Below are 19,508 nucleotides of genomic sequence, written 5' to 3'. Positions count from 1 at the left end.
CGGCTTCTCAGTATTGAAGGGCTACTCGGTGACGGTAGGAATCTTGCGCGGCGCCATGAAGTACATCCAGGTCAGCGCGATGAAGTACATCGCCGGGATCAGGGTGAACAGCACGGTGTAGTTGTTGTTGGTGACGGTCAGGATGTGGCCGACGATCTGGGTCATGAACATCCCGCCGATCGCCGCGCACATGCCGCCGAAACCGAACACCGTGCTCATCATGTGCTTGGGCGTGTAGTCCATCACCAGGCTCCAGATGTTGGCGGTCCAGGCCTGGTGCGCGCCGATGGCCAGGGAGATGGCAGCGACGGCAATCCACAGGTTGGCGGAACCGGCGGCCATGACCACGCCGATGATGCAGCAGGCGAACAGGAACATCGACAGCAGCCGTGCCTTGATCGAGTTCATGCCGCGACCGATCAGGAACGAAGACAGAATCCCGCCGCCCACGCTGCCGAAGTCAGCGGTGACGTAGATGATGATCAGCGGAATGCCCATCTGGGTGACGTTGATGCCCAGGTTGTATTGCTGATTGAGAAACGGCGGCAGCCAGTACAGGTAGAACCAGAACACCGGCGCGGTCAGCGAGTAGGCGAGGGCAAAGGCCCAGGTGCCGCGCATCCGCAGAATTTTCGAGAACGGCACGCGGGCCTGTTCCGGTTCGACTTCTTTCTGGATGTATTCCAGCTCCGACTGCTTAACGTTTGGGTGATCTTCCGGGTTGAAATACTTCAGGCCCCAGAACAGCAGCCAGATCCCGCCCAGTGCCGACATGCACAGGAACGCGGCCTGCCAGCCCCACACGTGAAGGATCAGCGGCAGCAGCATCGGGGTGAACATCGCGCCGACGTTGGTGCCGGCGTTGAAGATGCCGGTGGCCACGGCGCGCTCGCCGGCCGGGAACCACAGGCGCGTGGTCTTCACGCAGGCCGGGTAGTTGGCTGCTTCAGTCAGACCGAGGATGAATCGGCAGACCATGAAGCCCACCGCCGAGGTCGCCAGACCGTGGGCGCCGGTGGCCAGGCTCCAGAGCAGCACCGCGCAGAAGAACACGCGCTTGACGCCCACCCGATCGATCAACCGTCCTTGCAACACGAAGCCGATCGCGTAGCCGACCTGAAACCAGAAGTTGATGTTGGCGTAGTCCATCGCCGTCCAGCTCATTTCCTTGGCGAGGATCGGCTGCATGACGCCGAGTGCGGCGCGGTCGATGTAATTGAGGGTGGTGGCGAAAAACACCAGCGCCAGCATGCCCCAACGGGTCTTGCCGACGGCCATGGCGCCGCGGATCTTGTCGCCGATGCCACCCGTGGCAGTGCTCATGGCCGGAGCCATGCGGGAAGTCTGTGAAGGAATCATGTGTTCCACCCGTTTTTGGATTTGTTATTTGGTGTGCTTTTCTTGTGCACGCTGCGACCGGTGGTTCAGTTCCGGACTCAAGGTGAGACGGATGTTGGGCAGTGGACGAAAAATCGTCAATTCGCCAAACCGGCATTCTGTTCGATAATCGCACGCAAAACTAACCGGGTAGTACAGTTTAAATTGCTCAATGAAAAACCGGGACCAATAATTCGCTCACCCTATAAAAGCGGCGCAATTTCCGTAGCCGACGTCTCCACCGGGAGTTGAAACATGCAGCGATCCATTGCCACCGTCTCCTTGAGCGGAACCCTGCCGGAAAAACTCGAAGCCATTGCCGCCGCCGGGTTCGACGGGGTGGAGATTTTCGAGAACGATCTTCTGTATTACGACGGCAGCCCCCGGGAAATCCGGCAGATGTGCGCCGACCTCGGGATTGCCATCACCCTGTTTCAGCCGTTCCGCGATTTCGAAGGCTGCCGCCGTGATCGTCTGGAGCGCAACCTGGAACGGGCCGAGCGCAAGTTCGACCTGATGCAGGAACTGGGCACCGACCTGGTGCTGGTCTGCAGCAACGCCTCCCCCGACAGCCTCGGCGATCAACAGATCCTCATCGACGACCTGCGCCTGCTGGCCGAGCGCGCTGGTGCCCGTGGCCTGCGCATCGGTTATGAGGCGCTGGCCTGGGGCCGTCATGTGAACACTTATCAACAGGTCTGGGACATCGTGCGTCAGGCCGATCACCCGGCCCTCGGCGTGTTGCTCGACAGCTTCCACACCTTGTCGCTCAAGGGCGATCCGCGGGCGATTGCCGAGATTCCCGGCGACAAGATTTTCTTCGTACAGATGGCCGACGCGCCGATCCTGGCGATGGACGTGCTGGAGTGGAGCCGGCATTTCCGCTGCTTCCCGGGGCAGGGCGAATTCGATCTGCCGGGCTTCCTCGCGCCGATCATCCAGAGCGGCTACACCGGGCCGCTGTCGCTGGAAATCTTCAACGACGGCTTCCGCGCCGCGCCGCCTCGGGCCAATGCCGCTGACGGTCTGCGTTCGCTGCTGTATCTGGAGGAGAAAACCCGCCAGCGTCTGGAGCAGGAAATCCGTCCTGTGGATAACCGCGACATCCTCTTCGAAACGCCGAAGGCCAGCGAATACAACGGCATCGAGTTTCTTGAGTTCGCCGTGGATGAAAGCCTGGGCGCCAAGCTGTCGAACTGGCTGGAACGGCTGGGTTTCGTCAAGGCCGGCCAGCATCGCTCCAAGAGTGTCAGCCTGTTGCGTCAGGGTGATATCAACCTGATCCTCAACTCTGAACCCTATTCGTTCGGCCACAGTTTTTTCGAGGCCCACGGCCCGTCGCTGTGCGCCACCGCCTTGCGGGTCAAGGACAGCGCCAGCGCGCTGGCCCGGGCCGTTGCCTATAAAGGTCAGCCGTATCGCGGACTGGTCGGCCCCAACGAACTGGAGCTGGCGGCGGTGCGTGCGCCGGACGGCAGCCTGATTTATCTGGTGGATCAGGAGGCGGATGTCTACGGCACCGACTTCAATCTGCTGCCAAATGCAGTGGCGGGCGGTGGTCTCAAGCGCATCGATCACATGGCTATGGCGCTGCCGGCGGACAGCCTCGACAGTTGGGTGTTGTTCTACAAGAGCCTGCTGGATTTCGAGGCTGATGACGAAGTGGTGCTGCCGGATCCTTACGGGCTGGTGAAGAGTCGCGCCCTGCGTAGCCGCGACAGTTCGATCCGGCTGCCGCTGAACATTTCCGAGAACCGCAACACCGCGATCTCACACGCGCTGTCGAGTTATCGCGGTTCCGGGGTGCATCACATCGCCTTCGATTGCGACGATATCTTCGCCGAAGTCAGCCGGGCGAAAGAGGCAGGCGTGCCGCTGCTGGACATCCCGCTGAACTATTACGACGACCTGGCGGCGCGCTTCGATTTCGATGACGAGTTTCTCAGCGAGCTGGCGTACTACAACGTGCTGTACGACCGCGATGCGCAGGGCGGCGAGTTGTTTCACGTCTATACCGAGCCGTTCGAGGGGCGCTTCTTCTTCGAGATCATCCAGCGCAAGAACGGATACGCCGGTTATGGCGCGGCCAACGTCGCGGTGCGGCTGGCGGCGATGGCCAAATCACGCAGTGGCGCCGTTCGCCAGGCCAAGTTGTAGGAAATTCGTAAACGCGGGATTAAACACCGGTCGCGCGGCTTCCTTCACTGGATCGCGCGGCCCATAATCGCCAGCCTGTGCAGTGATGGCCGTGAGCCCGCAATGACAATGACTTCAGAACTTTCCGCAGCCCCCGTTCTACCCGCGGTAGAGCCGCGCAAAAGTCGCAAGAACAACCCGGAAAAGACCCGCGAGAATATCCTGCAGGAGGCGATCGTCGAGTTCGTCCAGCAGGGGCTGTCCGGCGCCCGCGTCGATGCGATCGCCGAGCGCATCCACACCTCCAAGCGCATGATCTATTACTACTTCGGCAGCAAGGAGCAGTTGTACGTCGAGGTGCTGGAGAAGCTCTACGGCGATATCCGCAACACCGAAAACCGCCTGCACCTGGCTGAATTGCCGCCAGTGGAAGCGATCCGGCGTCTGGTGGAATTCACTTTCGATCACCACGATCGCAACGTCGATTTCGTGCGGATCGTCAGCATCGAAAACATCCACAACGCCGAGTATGTGAAGCGTTCCGACGCGATCAAGGCGATGAACAACACCATCCTCGATTCCCTGAGCGAGATTCTGCGTCGGGGTGCTGAAGAAGGCGTGTTCCGCGCCGGGCTCGACGCGCTGGACGTGCATCTGTTGATCAGTTCGTTTTGCTTCTATCGCGTGTCTAACCGCCACACGTTCGGTGAGATCTTTCAGATCGACCTGCCGGACGAGAGCATCAAGCAGCGTCATCGCGAGATGATTTGCGAGTCGGTGCTGCGCTACCTGCAGGCGTGACTGAAGTCGAGGGGGCGTCGCCCCCTCACGGTTTTATCCATTCATGCTTTGAAAATGCGCGAGCATTCGCTGCGCATCCGGCACCTTGCCGCTGAACAGCTCAAACGCCTTCACTGCCTGAAACACCGCCATGTTGCCGCCATCCAGGGTTCGGCAACCCAGGGCGCGGGCGTTGCGCAGGAGTTCGGTTTCCAGCGGGAAATACACAATCTCCGCCACCCACAACTCGGGCCGCAGCAGCGCCGCCGGCACGGGCATGCCGGGCAATTTGGCCATACCCATCGGCGTAGTGTTTACCAGACCATCGGCCTGACTCAGCGTGCTCCCCAGATCATGTCCGGCCACGGCCCGACCGGCACCGAAATGCTGATTGAGGTTGTTGGCCAGGCTTTCGGCGCGCTCGACATCCACATCAAAGATGCTCAGCTGCTGTACGCCTTCGCTCAATAAGGCGTGGGCCACGGCCGCGCCTGCACCGCCGGCGCCCATCTGGACTACGCGCTCGCGGGCAACGTCTGGCAGGCCGCGACGAAAACCTTCGGCAAAACCCAGGCAATCGGTGTTGTGGCCGACGCGTTTGCCGTCCTTCAGCACCACCGTGTTCACGGCGCCGATGCCTCGGGCTTCCGGGGACAATTCATCGAGCAGCGGGATGATTGCCTGCTTGCACGGGAAGGTGATGTTCAGGCCGGTGTAATTCATGCGTTCGGCGGCCTGCAACAGATCGGGCAGGGCGCTGCTGTCCAGTTGCAGTTGATCAAGGTCGATCAGCCGGTACAAGTAGCGCAGGCCCTGTTCGTCGCCTTCGTGTTCATGCAGTGCCGGAGTGCGGGAAGCCTGGATGCCGGCGCCAATCAGCCCGGCGAGTATCACGTTGTTGCGGTTCATGCGGTTCGCCCCTTCAGCCGCTGGCTGAAATGTTCCAGGGCCAGGCGATAGCCGTGGCTGCCGAAGCCGCACATCACGGCGGTGGCGATGGCCGAGACGAACGAGTGATGACGGAATGGCTCGCGGGCGTGGACGTTGGACAGGTGCACCTCGATCACCGGCAATTCGCTGGCGACCAGAGCGTCGCGGATCGCGACCGACGTGTGAGTCCAGGCGGCCGGATTGATCACGATACCGGCGCAGCGCTGACGGGCGCCGTGAATCCAGTCGAGCAGTTCGCCTTCGTGGTTGGTCTGGCGAAACTCCACGGCCAAGCCGAACTCTTCGGCGGCGCGCCCGCACAGGGCAGAGATGTCGGCCAGGGTTTCGTGACCGTAGGTCGCCGGTTCACGGGTGCCGAGCAGGTTCAGGTTCGGGCCGTTGAGCACCAGAACGATAGGGGGCATGGGGGCAAACTCCACTTATTGTTTTTGGCTTGGGCCGAGGGTTTCGACCTGTGGAGTTAAATTGTACTAGATGGTTACTTTAATCAATTGCTCTGCATCGGCAGCCCGGTTTTGTGTGCGGTGATCGCACACAGGTGAAATCACTGCGGCAACTGCTCGACCAGAAAATCGATGAAAGCCCTGACGCGCAGCGGCATGTGGCGATTCTGCGGGTACAACAAGGTGAACGGTCGCGAGCGTCCGCTGTAGGGCTGGAGCACTTCCACCAACGAGCCGTCGGCCAGTTCCTTTTCGACAATGAAGCGATAGGTCTGGAACAACCCGGCGCCATGTTTGGCCAGGGTCACGCCACCGAGCACGTCATCGGAGCAGCAGAAGTTGCCCTCGGCGAGGATTTCCCGTGGCGCGTCTTCCTCATAGAACAGCCAAGTGATCCGCCGCCCGCTGCTGGGCAATTCGTACTGAATACACTCGTGTTGTTCGAGGTCTTCGAGGGTCTGCGGCGTGCCGGCGCGTTTGAGGTAGTCGGGGCTGGCGACCATCACCAGCGCTGCGTCCTCCAGATGGCGGGCGATCAGGCCGGAGTCGGGGATTGCCCGCACGCGGATCGCCATGTCGTAACCCTCGCCGACGAAGTCGATGTTGCGGTTGCTGATGTGCATGTCGACCTTCACCTGCGGGAAGCGCGCACGAAACGCGGGCAACAGCGGCAGGATCCGGTGATGGGCGTAGGTTGTAGGAATACTGATACGCAGGGTGCCGGACGGTTCCTGCTGCTGGCCCATGACTTCCCGTTGCGCCTCGACCAGTTGCGCCAGCGCCTGGCTGCATTCTTCGTAGTAGCGACGGCCGCTGTCGGTCAGTTTCACGCTGCGGGTAGTGCGCGCAAACAACCGTACGCCCAGCCGTTCCTCCATGCGGGATACCGAGCGGCTCACCGCTGCCGGCGTCACCGAAGCCGCCTGCGCCGCGCCGGTGAAACTGCCGCACTCGGCGGCCAGGCAAAACAGCTCGATGCTGCCCAGCTGAAGATCGTCGAAGTGTCTCTGCATGATTGATTACGCCGGGGAAGGAGTCTTCGTATGTAGCAAATGCGTGGCCGCTGCGAAAGAACTGCTTACCATTTTGCGCGGGGCTTTCCTGAATCCCGCACTAGGCTCGAAAACGTAATGACCATTTGAGGCAGCAATGCCGATGGTCGGAATTGTCAAGGAATGGCAGTTTTCGAAATTCTTTAACCTAACGGATGGGTTAGCATGAAAGTGTGCAGTTACAAGGGATTGTCGGTGGTGATCATGCTGCGAGACGAACATTGTCCGCCCCATGCGCACGTTGATTCAGGTGCATGGAGTGCCCGTTTCAAATTCAGCTTCTGGCACAACGGCGTGGAGTTATGGGATGTGGTGCCCCTGTCGCGTCGGCCACCGATTGCAGTGCTTGAGGGGCTGCGTCAATCGCTGCGTGAAACTGTTCATCTGCGGCGGGCCCGTCGAATCTGGTGGACTCGTTTGCAGACGGCGTGTCTCGATAATCAATGGTGGGACGGGGACTCGAACGAAGTGGCCGTCATGCGCGCAGTCACCGGAGCAACCTTCAGAATCGGATCGGCGTATTACGAACCAGAAGAAAACAAAACCCTGCTGGCCCTGGTTGGTGCTCGGGAAGGTGTGGAGATCGAACTATGAAAACAGTAAAAGCCGGTTTGCATGCTGATCGACCGGTAACAGAAAAGCGTCTCGATGAAGCTGTTGAGCGGGGAGGGCTGCGCCGACGCAGCAGCCTTCAAGCCGTGTCGGTGGCCTTTCAGAAACCCTGCCTGGTGATTCACTTCGAGGACGACAGCGGCGTGCTGCTCCCAGTGAATCTCTACCGCGAATTCGATGATTTCGAACCGGAAGACTTCACTGGATTGAACGTTGGCTTTGCCGGCACAGCGCTCTGCCACGACGGCAAGGATCTGCAGGTTTCCATCGCCGGCATGATCTCGGCCAGTCAACCTTTGATGGCCATGGCTGCCTCGGTGATCGCCTCTCGCAATGGCCGCCAGAGCAGCACCGCGAAAGCCGAAGCTGCCCGGGCCAACGGCAGGAAGGGCGGGCGCCCGCGCAAGATCGATCCCGTGCCATGAACAGGCACAAAAAAGCCGTCGCTCAGGACGGCTTTCTTGTATCTGGCAGTGCGATCAACGCCGGGTCAATAGCACGCCGGATTCCATGTGGTGAGTCCACGGGAACTGGTCGAACAGCGCGCAGCGGGTGATGCGGTGCGTGTCGTGCAGTTGGGCGATGTTGGCTGCCAGCGTTTCCGGGTTGCAGGAGATGTACAGGATGTTGTCGAAGCGCCGGGTCAGTTCGCAGGTGTCCGGGTCCATGCCGGCCCGTGGCGGGTCGACGAACACGCTGCCGAACTCGTAGCTTTTCAGGTCGATACCGTGCAGGCGACGGAACGGGCGAACTTCGTTCAGTGCTTCAGTCAGCTCTTCGGCGGACAGGCGCACCAGCGTGACGTTATCCACAGCATTTTCGGCCAGGTTGCTCAGTGCGGCGTTGACCGAAGTCTTGCTGATTTCGGTGGCCAGCACTTTGCGCACGCGGGTCGCCAGCGGCAGGGTGAAGTTGCCGTTGCCGCAATACAGCTCCAGCAGATCGTCGCTGCGATCACCCAGTGCTTCGTATGCCCAGTTGAGCATCTTCTGGTTCACGGTGCCGTTAGGCTGGGTGAACGCGCCTTCCGGCTGGCGGTAGCTGAACGTGCGACCACCGACGTCGAGTTTCTCGACCACGTAATCGAGGCCGAGTACTTCGCGCTTGCCCTTGGAACGGCCGATGATGCTGACGCCCAGATCAGCCGCCAGTTTGGTGGCCGCTGTATGCCAGTGCTCGTCCAGCGGGCGGTGATAGCACAGGGTGATCATCGCGTCGCCGGCCAGGGTGGTCAGAAACTCCACCTGGAACAGCTTGTGGCTCAACGCCGCGCTGGCCTGCCAGGCCGCCTTCAATTGCGGCATCAACTGGTTGATGCGCAGGCTGGCGATAGGGAACTCTTCGATCAGGATCGGCGTGCGTTTGTCGTCCTGGGAAAACATCGCGTAATGCCGCTCACCGGCCTCGCGCCACAGGCGGAATTCGGCGCGCAGGCGGAAGTTCTGCAACGGCGAGTCGAACACCGTTGGCTCCGGTGCATCGAACGGGGCCAGCAGGTCACGCAAGCGCGTGACCTTGTCTTCGAGTTGTGCGGCGTAGGCCTGGGAATCAAAAGTCATGCGTTGAACCAACCCAGCTTGATCACGAACAGAATCGACAGGATCACCAGCGCCGGATTCAGCTCGCGGGCGCGGCCGGACAGCAGTTTGATCGCAGTCCAGGCGATGAAGCCGAAGGCGATGCCGTTGGCGATGGAATAGGTGAAAGGCATCGCCAGGGCGGTAACTACGACCGGCGCGGCGACGGTGATGTCGTCCCAGTCTATTTCCGCCAGACCGGAAGTCATCAGCACGGCGACGAACAGCAGCGCTGGTGCGGTGGCGAAGGCCGGTACGCTGGAGGCCAGTGGCGAGAAGAACAACGCCAGCAGGAACAGGATCGCGACGACGATGGCGGTCAGGCCGGTGCGGCCGCCGGCGCTCACGCCTGCGGCAGATTCGATGTAGCTGGTGGTGGTCGAGGTGCCCAGCAGCGAACCGGCCATGGCCGCGGTGCTGTCAGCGATCAGTGCACGGCCCATTTTCGGCATGTGGCCGTCCTTGCCCATCAGGCCGGCGCGCTTGGCGACGCCGATCAGGGTGCCGGAGTTGTCGAACAGGTCGACGAACAGGAAGGCGAAGATCACGCTGACCAGACCGATGTCCAGTGCGCCCTTGATGTCCAGTTGCAGGAAGGTCGGGGCCAGCGAAGGTGGCATCGAGGTCACGCCGCCGAACGGGGTGAAGCCCATCACGATGGAAACGATGGTCACCGCGAGAATGCCAATCAGCACCGCGCCGCGTACTTTCAGGGCCTCAAGGGCGACGATCAGCGCGAAACCGAGGGTGGCGAGGATCGGAGCCGGTTGTTTCAGGTCGCCGAGGCCGACCATGGTCGCCTGGTTACTGACCACGATGCCGGCGTTGTGCAGGGCGATCAGCGCCAGGAACAGGCCGATACCGGCGGCAATCGCCGAGCGCAGTGGCAGCGGGATGCTGTTGATGATCCATTCACGGATTCGGAAGATCGACAGCAGGAAGAAGCACACCGCCGAGATGAACACCGCGCCCAGCGCCACTTGCCAGGTGTGGCCCATGTGCAGCACGACGGTGTAGGTAAAGAAGGCGTTCAGACCCATGCCCGGCGCAAGGGCGATCGGGTAGTTGGCGATCAGGCCCATGACCGTGGAACCGATGGCAGCTGCCAGGCACGTGGCGACGAACACCGCGCCCTTGTCCATGCCGGTCTCGCCGAGGATGCTCGGGTTGACGAACAGAATGTAGGCCATGGCCAGGAAGGTCGTGACGCCCGCCAGAATCTCGGTTCGCACGTTGGTGTTGTGTGCCTTGAGTTGAAACAGCCTTTCCAGCATGTCTGCTCCCCGTGGCGCGCGTGGCGCCGTGAATGTATCGACCTCAACAGCAAAGCACAGACCGTCGCAAGCGCCTGGAAAATTGTGGTGGGCCGGAAAAAGCCGCGCATCATACCAGCAGCGTGAGGAAGATGGCGGATGTTGGTGTCGATCGTCGGCGAAGTTTTGCACCACGCCCAAGTACGCCATACTGCGCGCTGTTTTTTCGGGGATGGATCGCATGAACAAGGGTTGGATGAAGACCGCTGGACTGATGGCCTTGCTGCTGGCCGGTGTACCGACGGCACTTGCGGCGTCGGCACCGCCATTGAGCGAGGTGAAAGTCATCAAGGTTCAGTCGTCGTCCTGCGGGCTCGAAGACATTACCGATGGCCAGGTGCAAACCCGTTGCGATCACAGCGCGCCGGGCATCAAGGTGTATGTGCTGGAAATCGGCTACGGCCAGAGCCAGCCTCAGGCAGCGCTGGACGGCTTTGAAGTGAACGGCACCCGAAGCCCGGTCTGTGCTTTCGATAACGGCAACCTGACCGAATGCACGCCAGGCGCGAAAACCGTCGGTTCGCTGTACACCTTCGATCTGGCGACCCGACAGGAAGGCACCTTTACCTTCAGCAACACGTCGATCAACGCCCCGCGCAATACGATGTCGACCCAGCTTTACATCAAGTAACGGCTGTCGCCGAACAGGGCAGGGCAAAGCTGACTACGCTTTAAGGATCACCCAGCGGATGGCGCCCATGACCTTTAGAGCCCTGATTACCCTCGCCGAGGGCATCGATGATCTGCAATGCGTGACCCTGATCGACGTGCTGCGTCGCGCCGGCGTCGAAGTGGTGGCGGCCAGCATCGAGGGCCGGCGCATGCTGACCTGCGCCCGAGGCACTCGACTGACCGCCGACGGCATGCTCATTGATGTGCTGGCCCAGACCTTCGACCTGATTGTCCTGCCCGGCGGCGCTGTCGGCGCGCAACACCTTGCCGCGCACCAGCCTCTTCAACAACTGCTAAAGGATCAGGCCAGTGCCGGACGACTGTTCGCCGCCATCGCCGAAGCCCCGGCCGTCGCCCTGCAAAGCTTCGGTGTATTACGTCAACGCCGGATGACCTGCCTGCCCGTCAGCAGTCATAACCTTTCCGGTTGCACCTTTGTCGATCAACCCGTAGTGGTCGACGGTAATTGCATCACCGCCCAAGGCTCCGGCGCCGCGCTGGCATTTGCCCTGACACTGGTCGAGCAACTGGCGGGCAAGGCCGTCAGAGCGAAGGTGGCGGGGGAGTTGCTGGCCTGAGAAGTTCAGGCCTTCACCTCTTCCACCGGCACATGCATCCGGTCGCGGTTGGCCAGGGTCGGGAACAGTTTGATCCAGGTTCCGGTCACCACCAGCGTGCCGACCCCGCCCATCACCACCGCCGGCACGGTGCCGAACCAGTGGGCGGTGAGGCCGGATTCGAATTCGCCCAGCTGGTTGGAGGCACCGATAAACAGGCCGTTCACCGCGCTGACCCTGCCGCGCATTTCGTCCGGGGTTTCCAGTTGCACGAACGAGGCGCGGATCACCATGCTGATCATGTCCGCCGCGCCGAGCACCACCAGCACCGCCAGGGAGAACCAGAACGAGGTCGACAGACCGAAGGCGATAGTGGCAACACCGAACACGCCGACGGCAGTGAACATCACCCGACCGACGTTTCGCTCAACGGCAAACCGCGCCAGGAACAGCGACATCATCAACGCCCCGACCGCCGGCGCCGAGCGCAGCAGCCCGAGCCCCCACGGCCCGGTCAGCAGAATGTCCCTGGCGAACACCGGCAGCAACGCGGTGGCGCCGCCGAGCAGCACGGCGAACAGATCCAGCGAAATCGCCCCGAGAATGTCTGGACGGCTGCGAATGAAGCGGATTCCGGCCAGCAACGAATCCAGCGTCGCCTTGCCTTTGTTCAGCGGTGTTTGCCGCGCGGGCAGGTTGAGCATCAGCGTGCAGGCGATGACATACAGAATGACCGTCGGGCCATAGACCCACACGCTACCGAAGGCATAGAGCAGACCGCCGAGCGCCGGGGCGACGATGGTGGCCGATTGCTGCGCCGATTGCGCCGCGGCAACCGCCCGTGGGAACAGCGTGCTGGGCACGATGCTCGGCAGCAGCGCCTGGGTGGTCGGCATTTCGAACGATCGTGCGGCGCCCAGCAGGAACGCCAGGATAAAGATCATTTCCCGGGTGACATGGTCGGTGGCGCTGCCGATGGCCAGTGCCAGGGCGATCAAGGCCTGCAACGACTGGCAGATCGCCGCGACCTTGCGCCGGTCGTAGCGATCGGCAACGTGGCCGGTGTGCAGCATGAACAATACGCGTGGCGCGAATTCCACCAACCCGACCAGACCCAGGTCGAGCACATTGCCGGTCAGTTGATAGAGGTTCCAGCCGATCGCCACGGTGAGCATCTGAAAACCGCTGGCGGTGAAGATCCGGGCCAACCAGAACGCAACGAAGGGACGGTGGTGACGTAACAGCAAGGGCTCTTGGCTGGGCATTTGCGGGCCGGTCTTGATCGAGGGGAACCGCGAGATTATCACCAGTCTGTAACAGGAAGTTGCTATGATAGAAAATTTAGTTAGCCAGACATCGATTTTTCCCCGTCGTGGCGCGAGCTCCGGCCACGGACGTATTTCAGAGCGTTGCCAGGTCTGTGAGGCAACTTGTCACGCGGCAAAAGACCACGCGGTTCTCCGTCGGAAATGGGACTACTCTTTCAACGTTGATTGATCCAGATCAAGACCCATCGCGGAACTGATCCCGGACCCGTCGGCAGACTCCCTGCGTCGCGATGCCTGTAAAAAGAAGAACGAATTCGAGTTCGCCGCACTCCATACCCGTGGGGGCAGTGGTTCAAGGCCGCCAGTCCTGGAACCGTTATCTGATAGAGGAAAGCTTATGTTCGGTTTAGAGGCCCTGGATCTCGCCCGAATTCAGTTCGCGTTCACCATCTCGTTCCACATCCTGTTCCCGGCGATCACCATCGGTCTTGCGAGCTATCTCGCGGTGCTGGAAGGCCTGTGGCTGAAAACCGGCAATGACACTTACCGTGACCTCTACCATTTCTGGTCGAAGATCTTTGCCGTCAACTTCGGCATGGGCGTGGTCTCGGGGCTGGTCATGGCCTACCAGTTCGGCACCAACTGGAGCCGCTTCTCGGACTTCGCCGGTTCAGTCACCGGCCCGTTGCTGACGTATGAAGTGCTCACGGCGTTCTTCCTCGAAGCCGGTTTCCTGGGGGTGATGCTGTTCGGCTGGAACAAGGTCGGGCGCGGCCTGCACTTTTTCTCCACGGTGATGGTGGCCATCGGCACACTGATTTCCACGTTCTGGATTCTCGCCTCCAACAGTTGGATGCAGACCCCGCAGGGCTTCGAGATCGTCAACGGTCAGGTCATTCCAACCGACTGGCTGGCAATCATCTTCAACCCGTCATTCCCCTATCGCCTGATGCACATGGCGACGGCAGCGTTCGTCGCAACGGCCTTCTTCGTCGGCTCGTCGGCGGCCTGGCACCTGCTGCGCGGCAAGGACAACCCGGCGATCCGCACCATGCTGTCGATGGCGATGTGGATGGCGCTGATTGTTGCGCCGATCCAGGCAGTCATCGGCGACTTCCATGGCCTCAATACCCTTGAACACCAACCGGCGAAGATCGCCGCGATCGAGGGTCACTGGGAAAACGTCGGCGACGAAGCGACACCGCTGATCCTGTTCGGCTGGCCGGACATGAAGGAAGAAAAGACCAAGTTTGCTGTCGAGATTCCATACCTCGGCAGCCTGATCCTGACCCACTCGCTGGACAAGCAAGTCCCGGCGCTCAAGGAGTTCCCGCCAGAAGACCGGCCGAATTCGACCATCGTGTTCTGGTCGTTCCGGATCATGGTCGGTCTCGGCTTCCTGATGATCTTCACCGGTCTGTGGAGTTTGTGGCTGCGCAAGCGTGACTCGCTCTACACCTCGCGGCCGTTCCTGTACCTGGCGCTGTGGATGGGGCCGTCCGGCCTGATCGCGATCCTGGCGGGCTGGTTCACCACTGAAATCGGTCGTCAGCCATGGGTGGTCTACGGGCTGATGCGCACGGCCGATGCGTCTTCAAACCACAGTTTCATGCAGATGAGCATCACGCTGATCATGTTCGTGGTGGTGTATTTCGCGCTGTTCGGTGCGGGGCTGGGCTACATGATGCGCCTGGTGCGCAAAGGGCCGAAGACCGACGAAGGCAAGGAAACCAACGACGGTGGTCCTGGCCAGAAACGCACACCGGCACGTCCGTTGTCCGCTGCCGACGACGACGGCGCCGAACACGACCGCAGCCTGACCAAGGAGATTTGAGTCATGGGTATTGATCTTCCGCTGATCTGGGCCGTGATCATCATCTTCGGGATCATGATGTACGTGGTGATGGACGGTTTCGACCTGGGGATCGGGATTCTCTTCCCGTTCATCCCCGGCAAGACCGACCGCGACGTGATGATGAACACCGTCGCCCCGGTGTGGGACGGCAATGAAACCTGGCTGGTACTGGGGGGCGCTGCGTTGTTCGGCGCATTCCCGCTGGCCTATTCGGTGGTGCTGTCGGCGCTGTATCTGCCGCTGATCTTCATGCTGATCGGGCTGATCTTCCGTGGCGTGGCGTTTGAGTTCCGCTTCAAGGCCAAGGACGACAAGCGTCACCTGTGGGACAAGGCGTTCATCGGTGGTTCGGTGGCGGCGACGTTCTTTCAGGGCGTGGCGCTTGGCGCGTTCATCGATGGTCTGCCGGTGGTCAACCGGCAATATGCCGGCGGTTCACTGGACTGGCTGACGCCGTTCACGCTGTTCTGCGGCGCCGCGCTTGTTGTGGCGTATGCGCTGCTCGGTTGCACCTGGCTGATCATGAAGACCGAAGGCAAGCTTCAGGAGCAGATGCATGACCTGGCGCGCCCGCTGGCCTTCGTGTTGCTGGCGGTGATCGGCATCGTCAGCCTGTGGACGCCGCTCTCTCACCCGGAAATCGCCGAGCGCTGGTTCAGCCTGCCCAATCTGTTTTGGTTCCTGCCGGTGCCGATTCTGGTGTTGGTGACGCTGTACGCACTGATCCGTGCGGTGGCGCGCAACGCCAACTACATGCCGTTCCTGCTGACCCTGGTGCTGATCTTCCTCGGCTACAGCGGTCTGGGCATCAGCCTGTGGCCGAACATCGTGCCGCCGTCGATCTCGATCTGGGACGCCGCCGCGCCGCCGCAAAGCCAGGGCTTCATGCTGGTGGGTACGCTGTTCATCATCCCGTTCATCCTGGGGTACACCTTCTGGAGCTACTACGTGTTCCGCGGCAAGGTCACCCACGAAGACGGTTATCACTAATGGTGATCACGATGGCGCCGACCGCGGCGCCATCTCCCGCAACCGGAGGATGCAAGCATGACCGGCAAACATTCCCTGCACGACATTGAACAAGCCGAAAAAAAGCCGCTGTGGCAGCGGCTCGGCTGGTTGGCCATGATCTGGGTCGGCAGCGTCGGTGCTCTGTTCATCGTCGCCAGCCTGATGCGTATGTTCATGAATGCAGCAGGCCTGACCACGCACTGAGACTTCCCATCCCGCTGCCTTGCGGCACGGATTTTCGACCCTCCGACCGGAGGGTTTTTTTGCCCGGATTATTTGCGCGCCTTGAGGATCACGAATTTCGGAGTCGCGGCGACTTGCTCGACACCCCGAAACAGTCGCGCCAGTTTGCTGTGATAACCCAGGTGACGGTTGCCGACGATGTACAGCGCACCGCCAACGACCAGCGCTTCGCGGGCCTGCTGGAACATGCGCCAGGCAAGGAAATCGCCGACCACCTGTTGCTGGTGGAATGGCGGGTTGCACAGGACTACGTCCAGCGATTGCGCCTCCTGGCCGGCCAGACCGTCGCCGGCGCGTACGATCACGTCACGTTCACCGAACGCCGCGCGCCAGTTCTCGGCTGCCGATTGCACGGCCATGAACGATTCGTCCACCAGCGTGTAATGCGCTTCAGGATTTTGCAGGGCGCTGGCGATGGCCAGTACGCCGTTACCGCAGCCAAGGTCGGCGACTCGTGCCGAGCCGAGGTTTTTCGGCAGGTGCGGAAGGAAGGCACGGGTGCCGATGTCCAGCCCTTCACGGCAGAACACGTTGGCGTGGTTGAGCAGTTCGATGGCCGGCTCGTCGAGGTGATAGCGGGTCGGGTAGGGCGAGACGGTCGGTGCCTTGGCCTCGGGCGTGGCGATCAGCAGTCGGGCCTTCTTCACCGCCAGCGAAGCCTGAACCGGCCCGATGTAGCGTTCCAGCAGATCACCGGCGGCGCGGGGCAAATGCTTGACCATCGCCGCTGCCACTACCTGAGCGCCCGGTGCCAATTGGCCTTGCAGGCGAATCAGTTGTTCTTCCAGCAGCGCCAGAGTTTTCGGGACGCGAATCAGCACCTGGTCGAACGGCCCGATCAATGGCGCGCTGGCGGGAATACCGCGCACAGCATCGAACGCCTGGCCGTTGCGCAGCAGGTTTTTTTCCAGCCCCTGAAACGCCAGGAACGAATCACCGCTGGTGCTGACCTGCAGTTTGCTCGAGAGGCTGATGGCCAGCGCGCCGAAACTGTCGTTGAGCACCAGAACCCGAGTCTGCGCCGACAGGTTCTGTTCGGCCAGATGATTGAGCAGATATTCGTCGGCTGCGTCGAAGGCTTGCAGCGGTTCGTTCTGCTGTTCGGGCTGGCGGATCAGATCGAGCTGGGCGAAGGGCGTATCGAGCAAAGGCATGGGGCGGGGACTCTGGGTAATCGACGGGTGTCCCGCGGCCCAGGGGGAGTGCGGCGGAACCGTCCGAGTGGACAGCGGCGCAAAAGATCGCGTCATCACTCAGGAAGGTTGCAAATGGTACGTTTTTTTTGTTGGCAATACTCGCCTGATTTCAGTACGGGTGAGTGGGAATAAACCCGGCCCTGGTGGCGGCGATGACGGCTGACACCTTGTTGCAGGCGTTGAACTTAACGATCAGGTTTTTGATGTGATAGTTCACGGTTCGTTCGGCCACATTCAGAATCTGGCCGATTTCCCAGGCTGTCTTGCCCAATGCGCACAGCCTTACGATTTCGAGCTCCCGGGTAGACAGTCGTACGGGCGGTGATTTGGCCTGTGCCGGCGGGAGGGCGTGGACGATCATTCCACTCAAGTGCTGCGTGATGAAGTGCATCACACCGTATTGTTCGTAGAGCTCCAATGCAGAGATTTCGCAATGGGGTCGTGCCAACTGATGGTGCAGCACAGGTCGTTCTCTTCGTCGAGATACGACTGTGACCAGCCATGTTCCATCCCGTGATTCTGAAGCGCACTCCACATTGTCGGTGCCTCGGAAAATGCTTTCCTGTTCCAGAGAAACGGCAACATTGAATGATGGCAAAAAGCTGTAATCGGGTCGTTTTCACAGCAATGTTTTTCGTATTCGTCGTTCCACGCCTCTGTGAAGTTATTGATATAAAACGGTTTGAATGACTGGGAGTCAGGCCGCGAGACGGTAATACCGCAGAATTGAAAACCGATGTTGTTGGCAAAGTTTTTCAAGATCGGGAATGCGTTTTCAATATTCTTCGCGCGCGTAAGCTGTTCTATTTGATACTCCTTCCACCTTTCCATTTTAGGTTGTTCTCCAGTGTTTCATTTCCGCGGGGGGGGCAAATTGGATCCAAGGAACCAGCACGGGTGGAAGTGTAGGAGGGTTCCTACAAAGCTGTTGGATTTTTTTGTTCTTGGACGGTGGCAGAAACTGGAATATGAATAATGAGTTTTTATATGCAGGGAATCATTTAAAGGGTTGCATCGCTTCGGCCTCTATAATCGATGTCCGCTGCTGGCTTTTAGATGATGGCACTTTGAAATGTCATTACAAATTGTCGGTGTTCCACTGAAGATTAATGGGTAACACTTGAGTCATTGTTGATGGAGTAACCCAATGACTGCCAGCAGTGAAAAATTCAGCCGCCAGATCTTGCTCGATGTGCAACCGCTGACCCCTGGACTGTTCACCCTGCGTACCACCCGGGATGCCGGTTTCCGCTTCCGCGCCGGGCAATTCGCACGGCTTGGCGTTACGCGTGAGGACGGCAGTACGGTGTGGCGTGCGTATTCGATGGTATCTTCGCCGTTCGACGAATTTCTCGAGTTTTTTTCCATCGTGGTGCCGGGCGGCGAGTTCACCAGCGAACTGAGCCGGCTGAAGGCGGGGGATACCTTGCTGATAGAGCGCCAGGCCTTTGGCTATCTGACGCTGGACCGATTCATTGATGGCCGCGATCTCTGGCTGTTATCCACAGGCACGGGCGTGGCGCCGTTTCTGTCGATCCTGCAGGACTTCGAAGTCTGGGAGAAATTTGAGCGAATCATATTGGTCTACAGCGTGCGAGAGGCCCGGGAACTGGCTTATCAACAACTGATCGCGGAACTGACACAGCGCGACTACCTCGCGGAATACGCCCACAAGTTCCAGTTTATTCCGGTGGTCACGCGTGAGCCGTATGCCGGCGCCCTCAACGGTCGCATCACTACGTTGATCGAAAATGGCGAACTGGAAAAGATGGCCGGTGTGGAGCTGACGCCGGCGCATTCCCGGGTCATGCTCTGCGGCAATCCGCAGATGATCGATGACACCCGGGCCTTGCTCAAGCAACGCGGCATGGCCCTGAGTCTGACCCGGCGACCGGGACAGGTGGCGGTGGAAAACTACTGGTAAGGAAACGGCGCCCTAAGGCGCCGTTTCAGTCTTCAAGGCTGGTTGTTCTGGGCCTTGAGCAAATCGCGGATCTCACCCAGCAATTCTTCCTCTTTGGTCGGTACCGGCGGCAGGGTAGGGGCTACAGCTTCTTCGCGCTTCAGGCGGTTGATGGCTTTGACGCCCATGAAGATCGCGAAGGCGACGATCACGAAGTCCAGAACACTCTGGATGAACTTGCCATACGCCAGCATCACGGCAGGCGCATCGCCCTGGGCAGCCTTGAGTGTGATGGCCAGGTCACTGAAATCCACGCCGCCGATCAGCAGGCCGATGGGTGGCATGATCACATCGCCGACAAACGATGAAACGATCTTGCCGAAGGCCGCGCCGATGATGATACCGACGGCCATGTCGACCACATTGCCTTTGACCGCGAAGGCCTTGAACTCGCTGAGCACGCCCATAGTTATTTCCTTGTTACAGATGAGTTTGGTGTACGCAGTGTAAATCAGCATAACGCGTCCTGCGCGAAACACCTTCTTACAAAGCCCGCTTTTAT

The 19,508-nt window shown here is 60.4% G+C and carries 21 protein-coding genes; 10 read left to right on the top strand and 11 right to left on the bottom strand.

Going from position 1 to position 19,508, the window contains the following annotated elements; translation table 11 throughout:
* Positions 1-21 precede the first annotated feature (21 nt).
* On the bottom strand, positions 22-1,359 hold the full coding sequence (locus tag CAF80_RS24655; RefSeq protein WP_064599596.1) for an MFS transporter: 1,338 nt from the start codon (positions 1,357-1,359) through the stop codon (positions 22-24).
* A gap of 273 nt (positions 1,360-1,632) precedes the next feature.
* On the opposite strand from CAF80_RS24655, the gene quiC reads away from it, so the two are divergent.
* Positions 1,633-3,534 carry a 3-dehydroshikimate dehydratase QuiC gene (gene quiC / locus CAF80_RS24650; RefSeq protein WP_085668056.1) on the top strand — a complete coding sequence of 634 codons (1,902 nt, stop codon included), beginning with the start codon at positions 1,633-1,635 and terminating at the stop codon, positions 3,532-3,534.
* A gap of 102 nt (positions 3,535-3,636) precedes the next feature.
* Entirely contained in the window at positions 3,637-4,314 is a 678-nt protein-coding gene (locus CAF80_RS24645; RefSeq protein WP_085668055.1) for a TetR/AcrR family transcriptional regulator, read from the top strand.
* A gap of 33 nt (positions 4,315-4,347) precedes the next feature.
* Here CAF80_RS24645 and CAF80_RS24640 read toward each other — a convergent pair whose 3' ends face one another.
* From CAF80_RS24640 to CAF80_RS24630, 3 genes are all read right to left on the bottom strand, one after another.
* Positions 4,348-5,202, bottom strand: coding sequence for a shikimate dehydrogenase (locus CAF80_RS24640; protein WP_039771772.1), 855 nt, complete (start codon positions 5,200-5,202; stop codon positions 4,348-4,350).
* Complete coding sequence (gene aroQ / locus CAF80_RS24635) at positions 5,199-5,648, bottom strand: type II 3-dehydroquinate dehydratase (RefSeq protein WP_039771771.1); 450 nt, start codon at positions 5,646-5,648, stop codon at positions 5,199-5,201. Before aroQ ends, CAF80_RS24640 begins: the two co-directional genes overlap by 4 nt.
* Before the next feature lie 140 nt (positions 5,649-5,788).
* Positions 5,789-6,700 (bottom strand): LysR family transcriptional regulator, encoded by a 912-nt coding sequence (locus tag CAF80_RS24630; RefSeq protein ID WP_039771770.1) that lies wholly within the window; start codon positions 6,698-6,700, stop codon positions 5,789-5,791.
* Between the two features lie 204 nt (positions 6,701-6,904).
* Between CAF80_RS24630 and CAF80_RS24625 the strand changes: the two genes are divergently transcribed.
* Both CAF80_RS24625 and CAF80_RS24620 read left to right on the top strand, forming a co-directional pair.
* Positions 6,905-7,333 carry a DUF4160 domain-containing protein gene (locus CAF80_RS24625; protein ID WP_074691513.1) on the top strand — a complete coding sequence of 143 codons (429 nt, stop codon included), beginning with the start codon at positions 6,905-6,907 and terminating at the stop codon, positions 7,331-7,333.
* Entirely contained in the window at positions 7,330-7,776 is a 447-nt protein-coding gene (locus tag CAF80_RS24620) for a hypothetical protein (protein ID WP_039771767.1), read from the top strand. Before CAF80_RS24625 ends, CAF80_RS24620 begins: the two co-directional genes overlap by 4 nt.
* Positions 7,777-7,830: 54 nt before the next feature.
* Here the strand turns inward: CAF80_RS24620 and trmA are convergent, their stop codons facing one another.
* Together trmA and CAF80_RS24610 are read right to left on the bottom strand one after the other, a co-directional pair.
* Complete coding sequence (trmA, locus tag CAF80_RS24615; protein ID WP_074691511.1) at positions 7,831-8,910, bottom strand: tRNA (uridine(54)-C5)-methyltransferase TrmA; 1,080 nt, start codon at positions 8,908-8,910, stop codon at positions 7,831-7,833.
* On the bottom strand, positions 8,907-10,202 hold the full coding sequence (locus CAF80_RS24610; RefSeq protein WP_074691509.1) for an NCS2 family permease: 1,296 nt from the start codon (positions 10,200-10,202) through the stop codon (positions 8,907-8,909). Before CAF80_RS24610 ends, trmA begins: the two co-directional genes overlap by 4 nt.
* Before the next feature lie 220 nt (positions 10,203-10,422).
* Between CAF80_RS24610 and CAF80_RS24605 the strand changes: the two genes are divergently transcribed.
* Together CAF80_RS24605 and CAF80_RS24600 are read left to right on the top strand one after the other, a co-directional pair.
* Positions 10,423-10,872 carry a DUF4879 domain-containing protein gene (locus CAF80_RS24605; RefSeq protein ID WP_085668054.1) on the top strand — a complete coding sequence of 150 codons (450 nt, stop codon included), beginning with the start codon at positions 10,423-10,425 and terminating at the stop codon, positions 10,870-10,872.
* A gap of 67 nt (positions 10,873-10,939) precedes the next feature.
* Positions 10,940-11,491 (top strand): DJ-1 family glyoxalase III, encoded by a 552-nt coding sequence (locus tag CAF80_RS24600; protein WP_039771994.1) that lies wholly within the window; start codon positions 10,940-10,942, stop codon positions 11,489-11,491.
* 5 nt (positions 11,492-11,496) lie between these two features.
* Here the strand turns inward: CAF80_RS24600 and CAF80_RS24595 are convergent, their stop codons facing one another.
* On the bottom strand, positions 11,497-12,735 hold the full coding sequence (locus tag CAF80_RS24595) for an MFS transporter (RefSeq protein WP_039771764.1): 1,239 nt from the start codon (positions 12,733-12,735) through the stop codon (positions 11,497-11,499).
* A gap of 400 nt (positions 12,736-13,135) precedes the next feature.
* Here CAF80_RS24595 and CAF80_RS24590 point away from each other — a divergent pair, with 400 nt between their 5' ends.
* The 3 genes from CAF80_RS24590 to CAF80_RS24580 are packed head-to-tail and all read left to right on the top strand — an operon-like array spanning position 13,136 to position 15,808.
* The gene (locus CAF80_RS24590) at positions 13,136-14,572 is read left to right on the top strand and encodes a cytochrome ubiquinol oxidase subunit I (RefSeq protein ID WP_039771763.1); all 1,437 of its coding nucleotides are present in this window, start codon (positions 13,136-13,138) and stop codon (positions 14,570-14,572) included.
* 3 nt (positions 14,573-14,575) lie between these two features.
* Complete coding sequence (gene cydB, locus CAF80_RS24585; protein WP_039771762.1) at positions 14,576-15,583, top strand: cytochrome d ubiquinol oxidase subunit II; 1,008 nt, start codon at positions 14,576-14,578, stop codon at positions 15,581-15,583.
* A gap of 57 nt (positions 15,584-15,640) precedes the next feature.
* Positions 15,641-15,808, top strand: coding sequence for a DUF2474 domain-containing protein (locus CAF80_RS24580; protein ID WP_085668053.1), 168 nt, complete (start codon positions 15,641-15,643; stop codon positions 15,806-15,808).
* Positions 15,809-15,876: 68 nt separating this feature from the next.
* Here the strand turns inward: CAF80_RS24580 and CAF80_RS24575 are convergent, their stop codons facing one another.
* The 3 genes from CAF80_RS24575 to CAF80_RS29125 all read right to left on the bottom strand — a co-directional run bounded on the left by CAF80_RS24575 (position 15,877) and on the right by CAF80_RS29125 (position 17,874).
* Positions 15,877-17,001, bottom strand: a complete 1,125-nt coding sequence (locus tag CAF80_RS24575; protein ID WP_085668052.1) for a class I SAM-dependent methyltransferase — start codon at positions 16,999-17,001, stop codon at positions 15,877-15,879.
* Between the two features lie 151 nt (positions 17,002-17,152).
* Entirely contained in the window at positions 17,153-17,434 is a 282-nt protein-coding gene (locus CAF80_RS29130; RefSeq protein ID WP_256578203.1) for a helix-turn-helix transcriptional regulator, read from the bottom strand.
* Complete coding sequence (locus tag CAF80_RS29125) at positions 17,434-17,874, bottom strand: autoinducer binding domain-containing protein (protein WP_256578202.1); 441 nt, start codon at positions 17,872-17,874, stop codon at positions 17,434-17,436. The genes CAF80_RS29130 and CAF80_RS29125 overlap by 1 nt, the downstream gene beginning before the upstream one ends.
* A 316-nt stretch (positions 17,875-18,190) precedes the next feature.
* Between CAF80_RS29125 and CAF80_RS24565 the strand changes: the two genes are divergently transcribed.
* A complete protein-coding gene (locus CAF80_RS24565) occupies positions 18,191-18,967 on the top strand; it encodes a ferredoxin--NADP reductase (RefSeq protein ID WP_039771754.1) in 777 nt (258 codons plus the stop codon).
* 32 nt (positions 18,968-18,999) lie between these two features.
* Here CAF80_RS24565 and mscL read toward each other — a convergent pair whose 3' ends face one another.
* Positions 19,000-19,413 (bottom strand): large-conductance mechanosensitive channel protein MscL, encoded by a 414-nt coding sequence (gene mscL / locus CAF80_RS24560; RefSeq protein WP_039771752.1) that lies wholly within the window; start codon positions 19,411-19,413, stop codon positions 19,000-19,002.
* Positions 19,414-19,508 lie beyond the last annotated feature (95 nt).

Origin of the sequence: Pseudomonas sp. B34(2017), assembly GCF_002112915.1 — a bacterium.
GTDB classification, from domain to species: Bacteria; Pseudomonadota; Gammaproteobacteria; order Pseudomonadales; family Pseudomonadaceae; genus Aquipseudomonas; species Aquipseudomonas pharyngis.
Note: the sequence above shows the minus strand (reverse complement) of the source record. Positions and strands in the feature narration are given on the sequence as shown.